This is a genomic window from Gilliamella sp. X-60 (assembly GCF_057063585.1).
The window spans coordinates 28,764-45,871 of the sequence record NZ_JBXSQJ010000008.1 but is presented as its reverse complement, the minus strand read 5'-3'; the positions used below and the strand labels follow the sequence as shown (position 1 = coordinate 45,871).

The 17,108-nt window shown below is 35.7% G+C and carries 13 protein-coding genes and 1 pseudogene; 6 read left to right on the top strand and 8 right to left on the bottom strand.

Translation table 11 applies throughout. The features are described from left to right. Positions 1-59 precede the first annotated feature (59 nt). A pseudogene (gene mscM, locus ACYIAM_RS05755) lies at positions 60-2,606 on the top strand (miniconductance mechanosensitive channel MscM); the annotation flags it as partial. Here the strand turns inward: mscM and ACYIAM_RS05750 are convergent. Further along, positions 2,603-3,133, bottom strand: coding sequence for a DedA family protein (locus tag ACYIAM_RS05750; protein ID WP_174796091.1), 531 nt, complete (start codon positions 3,131-3,133; stop codon positions 2,603-2,605). The pseudogene mscM and the gene ACYIAM_RS05750 overlap by 4 nt on opposite strands. Before the next feature lie 187 nt (positions 3,134-3,320). Between ACYIAM_RS05750 and fdhD the strand changes: the two genes are divergently transcribed. The 5 genes from fdhD to ACYIAM_RS05725 all read left to right on the top strand — a co-directional run bounded on the left by fdhD (position 3,321) and on the right by ACYIAM_RS05725 (position 9,083). Continuing rightward, positions 3,321-4,127, top strand: coding sequence for a formate dehydrogenase accessory sulfurtransferase FdhD (gene fdhD, locus ACYIAM_RS05745; RefSeq protein ID WP_483747587.1), 807 nt, complete (start codon positions 3,321-3,323; stop codon positions 4,125-4,127). A 271-nt stretch (positions 4,128-4,398) separates the two neighbouring features. Next, positions 4,399-5,217, top strand: coding sequence for a purine-nucleoside phosphorylase (locus tag ACYIAM_RS05740; RefSeq protein ID WP_174796089.1), 819 nt, complete (start codon positions 4,399-4,401; stop codon positions 5,215-5,217). A 56-nt stretch (positions 5,218-5,273) separates the two neighbouring features. Then, positions 5,274-6,512, top strand: coding sequence for a nucleoside permease (locus ACYIAM_RS05735; protein ID WP_483747586.1), 1,239 nt, complete (start codon positions 5,274-5,276; stop codon positions 6,510-6,512). 179 nt (positions 6,513-6,691) lie between these two features. Beyond that, positions 6,692-7,627 (top strand): EamA family transporter, encoded by a 936-nt coding sequence (locus tag ACYIAM_RS05730; protein WP_483747585.1) that lies wholly within the window; start codon positions 6,692-6,694, stop codon positions 7,625-7,627. Positions 7,628-8,606: 979 nt separating this feature from the next. Then, a complete protein-coding gene (locus ACYIAM_RS05725; protein ID WP_483747584.1) occupies positions 8,607-9,083 on the top strand; it encodes a hypothetical protein in 477 nt (158 codons plus the stop codon). Between the two features lie 121 nt (positions 9,084-9,204). Here the strand turns inward: ACYIAM_RS05725 and amtB are convergent, their stop codons facing one another. From amtB to uvrB, 7 genes are all read right to left on the bottom strand, one after another. After that, on the bottom strand, positions 9,205-10,485 hold the full coding sequence (gene amtB / locus ACYIAM_RS05720) for an ammonium transporter AmtB (protein WP_483747583.1): 1,281 nt from the start codon (positions 10,483-10,485) through the stop codon (positions 9,205-9,207). 21 nt (positions 10,486-10,506) lie between these two features. Continuing rightward, entirely contained in the window at positions 10,507-10,845 is a 339-nt protein-coding gene (gene glnK / locus ACYIAM_RS05715) for a P-II family nitrogen regulator (protein ID WP_160432205.1), read from the bottom strand. A gap of 275 nt (positions 10,846-11,120) precedes the next feature. Beyond that, positions 11,121-12,608: a dGTPase gene (dgt, locus tag ACYIAM_RS05710; RefSeq protein WP_483747582.1), complete on the bottom strand. Its 1,488-nt coding sequence runs from the start codon at positions 12,606-12,608 to the stop codon at positions 11,121-11,123. Positions 12,609-12,656: 48 nt separating this feature from the next. Continuing rightward, entirely contained in the window at positions 12,657-13,727 is a 1,071-nt protein-coding gene (gene purK, locus ACYIAM_RS05705) for a 5-(carboxyamino)imidazole ribonucleotide synthase (protein ID WP_483747581.1), read from the bottom strand. Between the two features lies 1 nt (position 13,728). Then, a complete protein-coding gene (purE, locus tag ACYIAM_RS05700) occupies positions 13,729-14,229 on the bottom strand; it encodes a 5-(carboxyamino)imidazole ribonucleotide mutase (RefSeq protein ID WP_483747580.1) in 501 nt (166 codons plus the stop codon). 169 nt (positions 14,230-14,398) lie between these two features. Continuing rightward, positions 14,399-14,749, bottom strand: a complete 351-nt coding sequence (locus ACYIAM_RS05695) for a RidA family protein (protein WP_483747618.1) — start codon at positions 14,747-14,749, stop codon at positions 14,399-14,401. 25 nt (positions 14,750-14,774) lie between these two features. Next, positions 14,775-16,778, bottom strand: coding sequence for an excinuclease ABC subunit UvrB (gene uvrB, locus ACYIAM_RS05690; RefSeq protein ID WP_174796081.1), 2,004 nt, complete (start codon positions 16,776-16,778; stop codon positions 14,775-14,777). Positions 16,779-17,108: the final 330 nt, after the last annotated feature.

The following is a 17,108-nucleotide window of genomic DNA, read 5'->3' as shown; positions in this document are numbered from 1 at the left end:
GTTTTTTATGCTTTGCTGCTGTGTTGTTTTCTTCACTAACCTTTGCCGAAGAAACCACGCCCATCATTAATAGCGAGGATGATCTTTCGCAAGTTGTTCAACAATTGAGTGATAAAAATGATGAACTCCGGCAAAATATGGAGTTACAAAAAACGCATTTAACCAGCATTGTTAATGAGCAAAACAATATCACTACGCAGATTTCACACGTACAAAATACGCTAGCAACGCTTGACGAGCAAGGTGAGTGGTTGAGCTTTTCAACCGCTCTGGGCGAAACATTGCGTCAACAGTTATTACGATTACCCGAAAAGCCTAAATCACAAGCACTAGATGCCGAAATTGCTGAGGCCAAAGCCCAACAACTTAATTATAGTAATATTTTAACTGCGTTAGACGATTATCCAACCTTAACAAGTCCGCTTAATAACGTCAAAGAAGCAACACAATATCGCCGTTTAATTCGGGAACAGGCCGAATTACTTAAGACGCTTATTTCAGGTACTGATACCACGATTTTAGAATTGACCAAATTAAAAATTGCTAATAAACAATTAACTAATGCGATTGATGAAGTGAACGATGCCGCACATAGGTACTTCTTTTGGGTGGCGGATGTTAATCCAATATCCTTGAGTTATCCAATCAATTTAGCTAAAGATGTGGTTTATGTCATTTTTTCAATCGATACCCTTTCACAACTTTATAATGCCAGTACTGAGGTACTGAGTGCACCCAAACCGCTATTTTTAATCATTTTATCGTTACTCTTTGTGTTTACGCATTTTAAAATGCGCACCAAATATAATACCTTTTTAACTCAATCAGCCAGCCGCGTGGGTAAAGTGACACAAGATAGTTATTCTTTAACCCTAAAAGTAGTTATCTTTTCATTAATTATGGCGTTACCGGTGCCAATTTTGTGGGCGGTGTTTGGTTATGCATTGCAAATTAATTGGGATTATCCTGTTGCATATGCATTAGGTTATGGTGTAAATGCAGCAGCGCCAATTTTATGGGTGTTTATTATTTCAGCGCACTTTGCATCACCTAATGGGCTATTTATTAGCCATTTTGGTTGGTCTGAACGTAGCGTACGCTCGGCAATGAAATATTATCAGCTTTCGATTTGGCTTGTGATTCCATTAGTGATGATAGTGATGAGCTTTGACGAGTATAACAACCGCCAATTTGCTGCCACAATTGGTCGTACAGCTTTTATTTTTTTATGTTTTGCTTTAGTGTTTATGACTAACGCCATCCATCGCGCTGGCGTGCCTCTTTATATTGATAAAAAAGGAACAGGCGATAATTTATTAAGTCATATTTTGTGGTTTATCTTATTAAGTGCTCCTTGGCTTGCCATTATTGCTGCTTGTTTGGGCTATTTATCAACTGCGCAAGTGTTATTAGGCCGCCTTGAAGCATCAGTTATTATTTGGTTTGCACTATTAGTTATTTATTACATGATTCGCCGTTGGATGTGGATTCAAAAGCGTCGTATTGAATTTGAACGCACCAAGCAACGCCGTTTAGAACGGATGCAGCGGGCAAAATCACAAGAAGATGATCTTAACTCACTGAACGAAAGTGTCGATGAACCTGTTATTAATTTAGATGTTATTAGTGCCCAATCTTTACATTTAGTTAGATCGATTATTATGATGATTGCGCTCATTACTATGATTTTGCTGTGGTCTGAACTGCATTCGGCTTTCGCTTTTATGAATAATATTAAGCTGTGGGGAACCAGTGCCATTGTTAATGGTACCGAAATTGAACAATACATCACCCTTGGTGCGGTATGCATTGCAATTTTAGTGATGACAATTACCGTGCAACTCGTCAAAAATCTACCTGCTTTATTGGAGTTAGGCATTTTACAGCATTTAGATTTAGCCCCAGGAACAGGTTATGCGATTTCGACGGTTTCAAAATATATTACCTTAATGATAGGTAGTATGATTGCGTTTTCGTTTATTGGTATCGACTGGTCTAAAATTCAATGGTTAATTGCTGCACTAGGTGTAGGGTTAGGTTTTGGTTTACAAGAAATATTTGCCAATTTTATCTCTGGTTTAATCATTTTATTTGAAAAACCGGTGCGCATTGGCGATACAGTGACAATTCGCGATTTGACCGGTAATATCACCAAAATTAATACCCGCGCAATTACCATTGTTGATTGGGATCGTAAAGAAATTGTGATGCCCAATAAAGCTTTCATTACCGAACAATTGGTGAACTGGTCGTTATCAGATTCGATCACTCGGATTGTATTAACCATTCCCGCAACTATCGATGCTGATAGTGATCTGGTTATCAAACTTTTACAACAAGCCTCAGATGAATGTGAATATGTGCTTAACGATCCTGAACCACAAGTATTTTTGGTAGATATCCAAGAAGGCATTCAATTATTTGAATTACGTGTTTTTGCTGCTGAAATGGGACACCGAATGGTACTGCGAAGCACTATACATAAGCTGATACTTGAAGCTTATCGTAAACATCATTTGACGCTACCATTTCCACCATTGCAAACCAATTTAGAAGCATTGGGGCGCAAAAGTGGACGTCGTAGTTATACCATAGGCACGCTTTAGCCAAAGAGTGTTTCTAGCCAAGGTACACCAAGCGCACCTGGTGCAAGCAATACAAATGCCCAAACTGGCGCAGAAGCAATATTGGCTAAATTAAATTTGGTGGCTGGCATGTGCATTGCGCCAGCTATTAATGGCACAATTGCGCGTAGTGGTCCAAAAAAACGACCAATAAATACCCCAAATGTTCCATAACTTTGAAAGAATTGTTCGGCACGATAAACTAATTTCGGGTGCTTATTAAGTGGCCACGAAGCAATAACTTGTTGATGATAGTGTTTTCCTAGCCAATAAGAAAGTAAATCGCCAACTACAGCGCCCGCCGTGGCAACAATTAATACCGGTACAAACGATATTGCTCCTCCACCAATTAAAGCCCCTACCCCAAATAAAATGGCAGTTGCAGGAACCAAAAGCGAGATGATTGCCAATGATTCACCAAATGCTAATAAAAATATAATTGGCAATGCCCAAATTTGATGATGCTCAATAAACTGCATAATGGCCAGTGTGATTTCGTGTAATGACATAGGCTTATGTTTGTGAATTATGAATTGATTATGGTCAACTATTTTACCATAATATTGGTTACTTAGCGCTAAGCATGCTATCTATTGATAGAAACTTACACGCGTTAATGTTTATTAGGTTAATTCACATTTGAGCTTGTGCTTATATAGTCGTTTTAATTACAACCCAATTAACAAGAGACAAATCATGGCGATCGGTATTGAATCAATTCTAGTACAAAAATTTAAAAACTGTGAGTTGCAAAACACTCAAACTGATGTGATCGCTATCGAAAAACCTGTTGCGTTAATTTATAACGGTATTTCGCATGTAGTGATGATGGCAACCCCCAAAGATTTGCACTTTTTTGCAATGGGATTTTCGTTAACTGAAAATATTATTCAATCGGTTAATGATATTTATGGCATTGATATTATTGATACCCCAAAAGGTATAGAAGTCCAGATTGAACTTTCATCTCGACGCTTTAGTGAACTGAAAGAAAAACGCCGTAATTTAACAGGACGCACGGGTTGCGGTATCTGTGGCACTGAACAGATAGAGCAAGTTTGTCAAGTCATCCCCACTTTGCCACGAATAAATCAAATTAAGTTAGCTGATTTTAGTGGCAGCTTAAATAGCTTATTGCAAGTTCAACAAGTCGGTCAACAAACGGGTTGCACTCATGCCGCTGTGTGGCTGGATTTGAAAGGCCAATTTATGGCGGGGTTTGAAGATATCGGCCGGCATGTCGCATTAGATAAACTGCTTGGTTTTAGAGCAATGCAATTACCTAATAATCCTAACTATCAACATGGTGTGGTATTGGTTTCAAGCCGCGCCAGCTATGAAATGGTGCAAAAAACGGCCAAGTGTGGTGTGGAATTTTTGTTAGCGGTTTCGGCAGCAACCTCAATGGCCGTTGATTTGGCTAAACAGTGCCATTTAACTTTATTGGGATTTTTTAGAGGCGATAAAGGGGTAATCTATTCTGGCGATGATCGCCTAGCTTAATGACGATTTTAGTATTAACCCATATTGATGGATCAAATTAATTTTTAACTTAATAATTTGAATAATAAAAATAAAAAAACTCATTATTTAATTCATTCTAAGATATCGCAATTCGTACCTTTCTTTATTAAGCAAAAATCTTCATAATATACATCATTACTTTTTTTAATTATTTTATAAGTTTATTGTCTAACTGAACTAATTAATCGGTTCAAACTGTTTATTCATTCTATTTTACTTTATAACATTTAATTTTTGAAAGGATACTATCATGCATCAAACTTCTGATATTCAACAAGCCGTTAACTATATTCAAAAACACACGGACAAAAAACCAACTATTGGAATTATTTTAGGTTCAGGCTTAGGGCCTTTTGCCGATACACTTGAAGATGCTGTTCACATCCCTTATGACACAATTCCACATTTTGCCAAATCAGCAGCAGTAGGCCATGCCAATGAATTAGTTATTGGCAAATGCGGTAACAAAACCGTCGTGGCAATGAAAGGACGCTTTCACTATTATGAGGGATTTTCATTAGATCAAGTCACTTTCCCTGTTCGTGTGATGAAAATGCTTGGCGTTGAAAAATTAATTATCACTAATGCATGTGGTGCAGTCAATACCAGTTTTAAACCGGGAGATTTAATGCTCATTACTGATCATATCAATCTTACGGCTAATAATCCGCTCATTGGACCAAATAATCCTGATTTAGGTGTGCGCTTTTTAGATGTGAGTGAGCTTTATAACAAGCAATTACGCTCAACAGTCCTTGATGTAGCCAAAGAAATTAATATTAATTTACAACAAGGTGTTTATGCTTGGTGGACAGGTCCAACTTATGAAACACCTGCTGAAATTAGAATGATTCGCGTGTTAGGTGCCGATGCAGTGGGTATGTCAACCGTACCAGAAGCAATTATAGCGCACCATTCAGGCATTAAAACCATTGGTATTTCGTGCTTAACCAATATGGCTTGCGGAATTTTAGATCAACCATTAGGACACGAAGAAGTCATTGAAACGGCTGAACGTGTTAAAGCAACCTTTTTACAACTTATTACAAAAACGATTGAACGTTTTTAATCGATACTTTTATATTGGTTTTCTATAAAAAGTTCACTTTATTTTAGGAATAAACAATGGACATACAAAATAGATTAAAAATAATGATGTTTTTCCAATATTTTATTTGGGGAAGTTGGCTAACCACTTTTGGTGCTTATCTATTTAATATCTTACACTTTTCAGGTATTGAAGTATCGATGATTTTTAGTACTAAAGGTTTAGCTGCATTAATTACACCATTTATTATTGGCATCATTGCCGATAAGTTTTTGCAAGCTAAATATCTTTATCTATTTTGCCATTCTGTTTGTGCTATTGCGCTTTTTTACGCCGCATCGGTGAATGATTCAGCCATTTTATTTTGGGTGATGTTAGCCAATGCATTAGCATTTATGCCAACTATTGCCTTATCTAACTCAATCAGTTATCACTGCTTAGATAAAGCAAACTTAGATACTGTTTCTGTCTTTCCTAAAATACGAGTATTTGGCACAGTTGGCTTTATCGTCGCAATGTGGACTATTAGCTTATGCAAATTCGAGTTGAGCAATGCTCAGCTCTATATTGCTTGTTCTGCCTCGGTTTTACTTGTAATTTATAGTGCAACATTACCTAATATTGCTGTATCTAAAAACCAAAAACAATCTTGGATTTCTTATTTAGGATTAGATGCTTTTGTGTTATTCAAAAAACCTGTCATGGCAGTATTTTTTCTTTTTGCTATGTTGCTTGGCGCTATATTACAAATTACCAATACTTTCGGTGGCGCTTTCTTGCATGATTTTGCTAAAATTCCAGAATTTAAAGATAGTTTGATTGTGCAATACCCTGCTATCTTATTATCTGTTTCGCAAATGGCTGAAGTCGCTTTTATCTTAACTATCCCATTTTTTCTCAAAAAATTTGGTATAAAAAAAGTCATAATGATAAGCTTAATTGCTTGGACACTTAGATTTGGTTTATTTGCATTTGGCGATCCAACACCTTTTGGATTTGTGCTATTAATGCTTTCAATGATTGTCTATGGGTGCGCATTTGACTTCTTTAATATTTCAGGCTCTATTTTTATTGAAAAAGAGGTCAATTCTGATATTCGAGCCAGCGCTCAAGGGTTATTTATGACGATGGTTAATGGTATTGGTGCTTATTTTGGTTCAATTTTAAGTGGTATTGTTGTTGACATGTGTACACACGATGGCAACAAAGATTGGCAAACAATTTGGTTAATTTTTGCTTCATATGCACTTGTATTAGGCATTGTTTTTTATTATTCATTTAATTATGACCATACTAAAAGCAATTCTGCTGGATAATGGCAAATCCATTTAAATTAATCGATTTTAAAAGATTATTTATCGCTTAATTATTTAATTTAACTTGTTAAAAAATCTTAGGGGGGTTGTTTGAAATCAACCGCCCTTGAAGATTTTTGTTGTATTTTTATGTCGATAATTTTCGACAATGTTATTTTTTAGTGTGATGAGATTTTGATATGAAAGATAATTTTTTAGGTGGTTTTCTGGTTTTTTTAGGCGCATGCAGCTTTGGTGTACTATCTTCAATTGTAAAAACAGCTTATAAAGCGGGCTATACATTAGGGGAAGTCACGGGTATCCAGTGTTTTTTAGGTATGCTAATGTTGTGGAGTATTCATTTTATTGTTAAAGCTGTACATAAACCCAAAGTATCTTCATCAACTAACACACCATTAGCGACATCGACAACTCAAAATCCTGAATCAACAAAAAAATGGAAGGTTTGTGCCGTTGGACTCTTTCCTGGATTAGTGGGTATTTGTTATTATCAGTGCGTTCAGTTAGTACCTGCATCAATTGCAATTATTTTATTAATGCAATACTTGTGGATTAGCATCATTATCGATTTTGTTATTTTTAAAAATAAACCTACGATTATTCAACTTGCAACAGTAATTGTAATTATATTGGGTAGTAGCTTGGCTGCTGGCATGTTTAACCAAGATATTACTTTAAATTTAACAGGCTGTTTTTTTGGTTTTTTAGCTGCGCTAATGTATTCGCTTTTTATTAGCACTAGCAGCAATATCGGCAATGAGTTACCTAAACTTGAAAAAAGTGCTCTAATGATTACTGGTGCATGTTTTGTTACATTTTTGATTTTTCCGCCGTTGTTTTTCTTTAAACTTGATATTAGCGATAAACTGTATCAATTAGGATTTTTATTAGCATTACTTGGAACGGTGCTACCACCCTTTCTATTTTCGATTGGTATCCCTAAAATTGGTATTTCATTAAGTGCAATTCTTTCAGCCGCTGAATTACCTGTTGCGGTGTCTTGTTCATTTTTTTATTTGCATGAATCAGTCTATTTTATCCAATGGATTGGGGTGGGGATTATCCTACTAGCAATTGCATTATCTAACTTAAAGCATATTAAAAAATCTGATTAATTTTAGATTATTGGGTAGGAGAAGAATTTTCCTACCTTTTTACTTTGATTGAGTTTTGATGTTTCCATTCAAAATTAATGAAGACTCATTGTAATTCAATTAAGCCAATCACGCTTAGATTTACAAAAAATTTGTTGTTCAATCTACTTTAACTTTAACATTCTTAATCTATGTCATATCGTTGAATTAACCTAGCTCGCCTTAATTTTATTATTAATCATTAGCCAAATACTGAGCAGAAATCTCTAATAATACCAATATTTATTATTTAGCAAAAAGTGATAGAATGAAGTGATAATACCTAAAGGTATTGAAAATCTAATCTATCATCACCATTTAAGATCATCTAATAAGTATGATCTACATTGCTGATGTTAACTCAAAAGACAAATGATTCTATGATCTACGCTATTTTAATAGCTTTAATAGTCAAATATATAAAAAATGATTATGGTAGATTTACTTTCTTTTCTGTTTAATTATCGTGAGATTTTAAGAAAAATCTTTAACAAGAAGATTAAATCTAGCAATATTATTGAACTTTCCAAAATTAAATGTGTCTTAGATAAGTATGACTACTGTGAAATGGTATTAGTTTTTTATCTAAAATAGTCGGTCGTTTGCTATTAAGTTATTTTCTCTAATATTAAATTAAGCGTTTTACTGTATTGATAACATCCCGTAATTAGCCTTTAGATAAGGTTTATAAGTAAATAAGACTATTTATTATTAAAATCTAACTATTTTTCGTATAGTAGTTGTTCCCAATAGTGTTTTATTTTTTAAGCTGTTATGCTTTGAAATTTAAATTCATTAATTTGAATATCTAATGGAAAATTTATTAAATTTTTGAATTTTTTTTATTTTTATATTTAAGCATTATATTAACCTGAAACATTTTACATAAAAAAGTAATATTCGCTTTTCTTCATTGGAGGCCTTGTTATCTTTTTATCTTAATTAAAAAGGAAGTTAAAGAATGAAAACATATAAAAAGCCTTTATTTACCTTAGTACATAGTAATGCAGCAATACCCGAGCACAGGACGCTAGCTTATTTAGATCCTACATTAAATTATTATACCGATCATATTGATGAGATTATTGCCTTGCGTGTTAAGGAACTTAAATTACATCATTCTGAATACAGAGAGTACCATGATATGCACAAAGGCAATAATAAAAGTGGGTTTTCTTTTATCTTTCATGAGGTATTTGAGTCAGAACACCATAAAAAACAAATTGGCATGTTGAAAGATGAAATCGCCATTGCCAAAGAGTCTGATAAAGTAAAGGAATTACTAAATACTCGGATAAAAGCAATCGCTAATGTTTATCCAGAATTGCAGTTTAATTTTAATGATATGCAGGTTTTACCGACCAAAGTAAAAGAGTACCTTTTTGCACCGCCTTTAGTCTTAACTGAAGATAATGCCATTATGCTTTGGGATGATTAAAAATATTTACTTAACAATAATTAATAAAAGCCATAATTTACAGGGATCTTCCCTGTAAATTATTTTTCATTTTAACCATTTTTATGTGTAAAAATTAATTAATAACAATTTTACTTAGTGATTAACTATTAAATGCACTTTCGCCGTGGCTGTTAATATCTAAGCCTTCTCGCTCATGCTCCTCTGAAACACGCAAGCCAACACAAAGATCTGCAATTTTATAAGCAACAAAAGAAACAACCGCTGTCCAAATTACACACGTCATAATGCTCATTAATTGAATTCCGACTTGGCTTATCATAGTAATGCCTTCGGCATAACCAATACCACCTAATGATTCTGATGCAAATATACCAGTTAATACACAGCCTACTATACCACATACGCCATGTACGCCAAATACATCACAGGTATCATCAACTTTTAAAATTCTTTTGAGTGTTGATACACCCCAGACACCAGCAAAACCGCAAATAAGCCCAATTAGCATAGCACCACCTACGCCAACAAGGCCCGCAGCAGGCGTTACGCCAACTAACCCCGCTATCACACCTGATGCTGAACCGAGGCATGATGGTTTGCCTCGTAAAGACCATTCAGCTAATGTCCATGCTAAAACCGCAGCTGCTGTTGCAGCAACTGTGTTAATAAAGGCTAAACCTGCGATCTCATCAGCATGCGTTGATGATCCTGCGTTAAAGCCGAACCAACCAATATAAAGAATTGCTGCGCCGAGATAGACATAAGGTAAGTTAAATGGTTTTAGTGGTTCACGGTTATAGCCAAGACGATTTTTAATTAAATAAGCGCCGACAACTCCGGCAATTGCTGCATTAATATGCACAACAGTACCACCAGCAAAATCAAGCGCGCCTTCATCGCCCAAAATTCCGCCCCCCCATACCATGTGTGCCATGGGAATGTACGAAAATGTAAACCATAACACCATAAAGATTAATACGGCTGAAAAACGCATTCGTTCAGCAAAGGCACCAGGAATTAAACAACAGGTAATACAAGCAAATGATCCTTGAAATGCCACCCAAATGAGTTCATAAATCGAACCTGACACATCCGTAATGCCAATACCCGTTAATAGAAAGTGGTTAAAATTGCCATAAAACCAATTTCCTTCACCAAAAGAGAGTGAATAACCATAAGTAATCCATAATACGGCAATCAGTGAAAAGGTTACAAGGACTTGAGATAACATCGATAACACGTTTTTGGAACGTAATAAACCGCCATAAAACAGAGCAATACCGGGCACAGACATAAAAAGTACTAAAGCAGTACAGATCATCATAAATCCATTATCGGCTTTATCAACTATGCCGGCTTCATCAGCAAAGGCAGTACTTGAAAATAAAATAGCTAAAGAAAGAATAAATTTTTTCAACATAATGATATCCTTAACAATAAATTACAGCGCCGAGTCGTCGGTTTCGCCTGTACGTATACGTACCACATGATCAAGTGAGGTGACAAAAATTTTGCCATCGCCAATTTTGCCCGTATGTGCTGCTTTAGCAATGGTACTAATGACTTCGTCAAGCTGCTCATCGCTAATAGCTAAGTCAATTTTAACTTTAGGTAGAAAATTGACATTATATTCGGCGCCACGATATAGCTCTGCATGACCTTTTTGTCGTCCAAAACCTTTGACTTCGGTAACGGTTAATCCAGTGATACCTATATCAGATAAGGCTTCCCGAACTTCTTCTAATTTGAACGGTTTTATAACTACTGTGACTAGTTTCATCAATCGCTCCTAATAAATATGAGATTACAAAATAAATGATGCAAAGAGCATGCCAATAAATGGTTACTTGAACCAAATAGGGTTATTTAAGCTGAATTTATATAAGATAATAAAAGATAGACGTTATAAAAATGTAGGCTATGTAGTTTAGTTTGACATACTAAAAAAGTTATAAATAATCAAGATTTGCTTTAATATATTGTTATCTTGCTATGCACTAATATGGTGCCAATGCATATTCGTGGTGCTCATCCATTATAATCAATTTCTACGAGTTAGAATGTCACCATTAGCTTGCGATATTCGTCATAAGCAAAGTGATCAGTCATACCGCTAATATAATCTTGTAATAAGCGACACCGATAATAAAATTCCATGCAAGCAAAACCTGTTTTATTTGGATGCAGTTTGTTAATTGCTTGTTCATAAGCGACACAATGTTTTGATGATAATTTATGATATAAACGCGTTTCAATAAGATAATCTTTGTGATGTTGGTCTTCAACTAATTTTAAAAAATCTTCGGTAGGCATATCAAGCAATGGGCTATAAATATCTAGCAATCCGCTAATAATTCGGTATCCCTGCAGTTCAATATTTTCGACCGATTCATGATTAAATATATGTTCAAATCCCACTGTTTTAAAAATATTGAGCAATTTATATTCGGCACCGTAATCTTCAAGTAAAGCATGATTAAAAGCGCCGTGATAAATTGCTTCAATATTTTCAATAAATCGTTCGGCTGCATGCGGTACCAGTTTGCCAATGGAGTTGACGCGTAAATACATAAAAAATTGATCGATGCCAATTGCATCATATCCACTCTGCTTTAGGTTTTCATAAGGGTATTTAACCACTGTGTCAAACAAATCACCTTTTTTAATTGGTCCCCATGCTTCAGCTAATTGAATATAAAGCTGTTTTACCGTTAGGATTCTCTTTTCAACAGCATCTTCAAGATCGGCAATACAGTATGAGATATCATCGGCAGCCTCCATAATGTAAGTTAATGGATAACGATGAAATGGTTTGATATCAAGTTGTTTAGAAAGTTCCTCAATAAATGGTTCTTCTGATAAATAATAGCCCGGTTTTTTCATTAAATAAGAAAATTCGATGGGAACCTGCTTAGACCAATAAGCTGGTCTAGAATATTTCAGAATCGAGGCAATTTGTGAATAAGTTAAATTGAGGCGTAATATAGTATGCACTAAACGAATTGCTTGCGCATTACCTTCAAAATTTGATAAATCTTGGCGAATTTTGGTTTTAAGTTCTTTTATTTTGTCATCATCATTGTTATTGATTTCAAGCACTGGATAAATTGTAGATTTGCCAAGACCTAAGCGTTGTGTAAACCATTTATTAATGGCGGCCTCACCAAAATGACCAAATGGAGGATTACCTATATCGTGCATTAAACAGGCCATTTCAACTAAGCTTTCAATCGCCATTATACAATTATCAAGCCCATATTTTTTTAATTTTCCAGCTTTACTCAGGCGGTTGATGATTTCTTTGACAATATAACGGCCCACTTGTTGTACTTCCATAGAATGAGTTAGTCTTGTTCTGACCACAGAATTACGTTCTAATGGGAAGACTTGCGTTTTTTGTTGTAGGCGACGAATGGCGGCTGAGTTTATGATGCGTCCACGATCGCTTTCAAAACAACGTACTATTGAGTACTCATCAGATAGGGGTTCACGCTGTTTACTAGCATAACGTTGATAATTGATTTTTTGATTAAAGTTGATCATGGTTCTATCTCTAATTGCATGCCTTGATTGGTTGAAATTGCTAAATCATTATAAATTTTGCTTTACCCATTCAGCACTTTTTTGATAATCATTAGGCAATAGCAGTATTAGATCTTCTAACGCTTTTAATAATTGATCAAAATGGCTATGAGTTAAGTTTAAATGCCCTACTTTACGCCCCACTCTGACTTCTTTTTCATACCAATGTAGATGCACTAAATTGATAGATAGCCAATTAAGATTTAATTCTGTACCAATTAAGTTGACCATAATCGATGGCGCAAAGACATCAGGCTTAGGGAGTGGTAATCCTAATATTGCGCGAAGATGCAATTCAAATTGGCTTATTGAGGCACCATTTTGTGTCCAATGACCGCTATTATGTACACGAGGGGCAAGTTCGTTGATCAGTAATTCCTCTCCAACAATAAAGCACTCCATTGCCATTACGCCAATATAATTTAATTTATGCATAATGGCAGATAGCATTTGCTCAGCTTTTATTTGTAATGAAGGAGATTCGTTCGGTCGTACAACACTTATTTTTAATATACCATCTTGGTGGAAGTTATTGGTAAGTGGATAAAATACCGTTTCACCTTTTGCATTACGCGCACCCACTAATGACATCTCTTTTTCAAATGGAATGGCCTGTTCAACAATGGCGTTTTGATAAATATCATCTGGGACGGTGGTTGGGTGATTAATGGCTATACGCCATTGCCCTCGTCCGTCATAACCACCAGTCCGACGTTTTATAATTAATAGATCACCCAGTTCACCAAATAACTTTGGCCAATCTTGGGGTTGATTAAGCGCAAACCATTTAGCTGTAGGTAAGCCAAGTTCATCAAGCAGCTGTTTTTGAGTTAAACGGTCAGCAATAAGTGGAAAAACATCCCGATTGATAAAATGGGGATGCTTGGCTAATACCTGTGTAAATGGGGTATCAGACCATCGTTCAATTTCAGTTGTTATTACCGACTGTTGATATGGAATAACTGTCGGATCGACTTCCTGTCCAACTGGATAGACTTTAATACCTAATGGTTCACCAGCTTGCTTAAGCATTCGTCCTAATTGTCCGTTCCCCAGTACACAAACAGATTGAAGTTTCATGTTATGCATTCACTCTTGGATCAGGCTGATTTAATACCTCATCAGTTTGAGTTAATCGCCATGTAGATAAGCGTTGATAAATATCTTTATCATGTAAAGCAAGAATCTGCGCAGCAAGTAATGCCGCGTTAGCTGCACCAGCCTTACCAATTGCTAAACAACCAACCGGAATCCCTTTCGGCATTTGCACGATAGAATAGAGGCTATCTATGCCATTTAGTGCAGCACTTTGTACGGGAACGCCTAATACGGGAACTAATGTTTTAGCAGCTAACATGCCCGGCAAATGAGCTGCACCACCGGCACCAGCTATAATCACCTCAAAACCTTTTCGCTTAGCATCTTCAGCAAAGCGAAATAACTTATCGGGCGTACGGTGAGCAGAAACGATTTCAACATGGTAGCGAATAGTCAATGCATCTAAGATATCTGCAGCTTGTTGCATAGTGTCCCAATCACTTTTAGAACCCATGACAATGGCAATTTTAGGTTGAGTGTGCATAGCGAATGTTTGAATAATTAAAATGAGATGTATGTGAAGTATACACTAAAGTTTAGGGGATTGGGATAGTAACGATTCTATCTATTGACAATAAATGCACCAAGTTAAGGTAGTATAATTTGAATAATCAAAGTGATACCGCCGAATAGTATCGGCGATAATGAAAATGTTAATCTTTTACAGCAGCCACAATTTTAATTTCTATCAGATATTCCTTTTTCATCAAGCCTGCTTGCACTGTGCAACGAACTGGCGCACTCCCTTTAGCTACCCATTCATCCCACGCTTTATTCATTGCAGCAAAGTCACTTTTATTGGCCAAAAATAATGTCGCATCCAATATAAGTGATTTATCACTATCGGCTCGTTCTAATATTTTATCAATTTCAGCCAATGCACTTTTGGTTTGTATATAAGCGTCATTTTCAAGCTCAGTAGGAACACTTGTGTAATAAATCACGTTATTATGAATCACAGCTTCAGACCAGCGATCATCAGGATCAATTCGTGTTATTGTCATCATATTTTCCTTTTTGGATGAGTCATTAAGATACTTTAATAAAATCCGCACGCAATTTTTTTATTTCATCACGTAGTACACCCGCTTTTTCAAATTCAAGATTTTGAGCCGCTTCATACATCATTGTTTCAAGTTCTTTCACTTTTGCTTGTACTTCTTTAACTGAGACATAATGATAAGGTTTACCTGACTCAAATGCTTGTACTTTGGCTGTCGATTTCTTGGTACTTAAACCGGCCTCTAATATATCTTTAATTTCTTTACGTACTGATTTTGGTGTGATGCCATGTGCTGTATTAAAGTTTTCCTGTTTTTGACGACGGCGAGCGGTTTCGTCAATTGTTTTTTTCATAGCTGGAGTAATTCTATCAGCATATAATATCGCTTTACCATTCACGTTTCGAGCTGCACGTCCTACAGTTTGAATGAGCGAGCTTTCAGAACGCAAAAAACCTTCACGGTCAGCATCTAATATTGCTATTAAAGAAACTTCAGGTATATCTAGACCTTCTCGCAATAAGTTAATTCCCACTAGCACATCCACTTTTCCTAAACGTAAGTCTCGAATAATTTCCATTCGTTCAACCGTGTTAATATCTGAATGCAAATATTTGACATTGACATCATGTTCTGACAAATAATCAGTTAAATTTTCTGCCATCCGTTTAGTAAGTGTGGTCACCAAAACGCGCTCGTCATTGTTAATACGAATTTTGATTTCAGATAACAGATCATCAACTTGTGTTGCAACCGGTCGAATTTCAATAATAGGATCTAATAGTCCTGTAGGTCTAACCACTTGCTCAATAATTTCACCACCTGATTTTTCAATTTCGTATTTGGCGGGTGTTGCTGATACATAAATGGTTTGTGGCATAATATTTTCAAATTCTGCAAACTTTAAAGGCCTATTATCTAACGCTGACGGTAAACGAAAGCCATATTCAACTAGGTTAAGCTTACGTGAGCGGTCACCATTATACATTGCACCGATTTGTGGAATTGCAACATGCGATTCATCAATAAATAATAATCCGTCTGGTGGCAAGTAATCGAATAACGTTGCTGGCGGATCGCCCGGATTACGCTGGGCTAAAAAGCGCGAGTAATTTTCGATGCCAGAGCAATAGCCCAGTTCGGTCATCATTTCAATATCAAATAGTGTTCGCTGAGTTAAACGTTGTTCTTCCAGTAGGCGATTGTTATCTAACAATACTTTTTGTCGCTCTTTAAGCTCTTGTTTAATTTGCGCAATGGCATTTTCCATAATATTTCTTGGCGTTACATAGTGTGTTTTTGGATAGATAGTAATCCGTGATACTTCATTGATACTATTACCTGTAAGTGGATCGAACATAACAATACGATCGACTTCATCATCAAATAACTCTACGCGCACGGCAAGTTCATCTGAATCAGCAGGAAAGATGTCTATCACATCCCCTCGAACACGAAACGTACCACGACTAAAGTTGATTTCATTACGCATGTATTGCAATTCGGCCAAGCGAGTTAAGATTGAACGCTGATCGGTTATCGTGCCTTTTGTTAGGTGCAATATCATTGACATATAGGTTTCTGGCGCACCTAAACCATAAATTGCCGATACTGAAGCAACGATCACCACATCACGTCGTTCAAGTAACGATTTAGTGGCAGAAAGGCGCATCTGCTCTATATGCTCATTGATTGAAGCATCTTTTTCAATAAATGTATCGGTTGAAGGTACATAAGATTCAGGTTGATAGTAATCGTAATAAGATACGAAATACTCAACCGCATTTTCAGGGAAAAAAGCCTTCATTTCGCCATATAACTGAGCTGCCAGTGTTTTATTGGGCGCTAAAATGATTGTTGGGCGGTTATGCGTAGCAATAACGTTTGCCATAGTAAATGTTTTACCAGATCCCGTTACGCCCAATAATGTTTGATGAGCAATTCCATCTTCAATATTTTGATTAATTTTTTTTATTGCTTCAGGTTGATCACCAGCAGGCTTAAATTCGGAACATAATTTAAATTTTTTCATTACATCACAACCTAATATTTTACCTATTAATAAAAATTATCCCCAAAAGGACTTGACCTTTAAAAATCTTCTATTTTTCGTTCAGTTCCCTTTCTTATGTATAAAAAAGCCAATAAATTTATACCTTGATTTATGATAAACAATTGATATTAAACAAAAAATATTTTCATGATTAAGTTGCAATCAAATCAAGAAAAATCCTGATAGTGACTGAGGTTAGCGCTTTTTTCAATAAACTACTCACAGAGTTATCCACAGGTAACGGGGATAACTTCATAAGTGTAACCTTTATAAACTTTTTTCAAATATCAAGATAAATTTTCATAAAAA

What these genes read in the sequence shown, in the direction of transcription:
- ACYIAM_RS05750 (WP_174796091.1), bottom strand. Translation starts at nt 3,133, where the DNA reads ATGTCATTACACGAAATCACACTGGCCATTATGCAGTTTATTGAGCAT.
- fdhD (WP_483747587.1), top strand. Translation starts at nt 3,321, where the DNA reads ATGGCGATCGGTATTGAATCAATTCTAGTACAAAAATTTAAAAACTGT.
- ACYIAM_RS05740 (WP_174796089.1), top strand. Translation starts at nt 4,399, where the DNA reads ATGCATCAAACTTCTGATATTCAACAAGCCGTTAACTATATTCAAAAA.
- ACYIAM_RS05735 (WP_483747586.1), top strand. Translation starts at nt 5,274, where the DNA reads ATGGACATACAAAATAGATTAAAAATAATGATGTTTTTCCAATATTTT.
- ACYIAM_RS05730 (WP_483747585.1), top strand. Translation starts at nt 6,692, where the DNA reads ATGAAAGATAATTTTTTAGGTGGTTTTCTGGTTTTTTTAGGCGCATGC.
- ACYIAM_RS05725 (WP_483747584.1), top strand. Translation starts at nt 8,607, where the DNA reads ATGAAAACATATAAAAAGCCTTTATTTACCTTAGTACATAGTAATGCA.
- amtB (WP_483747583.1), bottom strand. Translation starts at nt 10,485, where the DNA reads ATGTTGAAAAAATTTATTCTTTCTTTAGCTATTTTATTTTCAAGTACT.
- glnK (WP_160432205.1), bottom strand. Translation starts at nt 10,845, where the DNA reads ATGAAACTAGTCACAGTAGTTATAAAACCGTTCAAATTAGAAGAAGTT.
- dgt (WP_483747582.1), bottom strand. Translation starts at nt 12,608, where the DNA reads ATGATCAACTTTAATCAAAAAATCAATTATCAACGTTATGCTAGTAAA.
- purK (WP_483747581.1), bottom strand. Translation starts at nt 13,727, where the DNA reads ATGAAACTTCAATCTGTTTGTGTACTGGGGAACGGACAATTAGGACGA.
- purE (WP_483747580.1), bottom strand. Translation starts at nt 14,229, where the DNA reads ATGCACACTCAACCTAAAATTGCCATTGTCATGGGTTCTAAAAGTGAT.
- ACYIAM_RS05695 (WP_483747618.1), bottom strand. Translation starts at nt 14,749, where the DNA reads ATGACAATAACACGAATTGATCCTGATGATCGCTGGTCTGAAGCTGTG.
- uvrB (WP_174796081.1), bottom strand. Translation starts at nt 16,778, where the DNA reads ATGAAAAAATTTAAATTATGTTCCGAATTTAAGCCTGCTGGTGATCAA.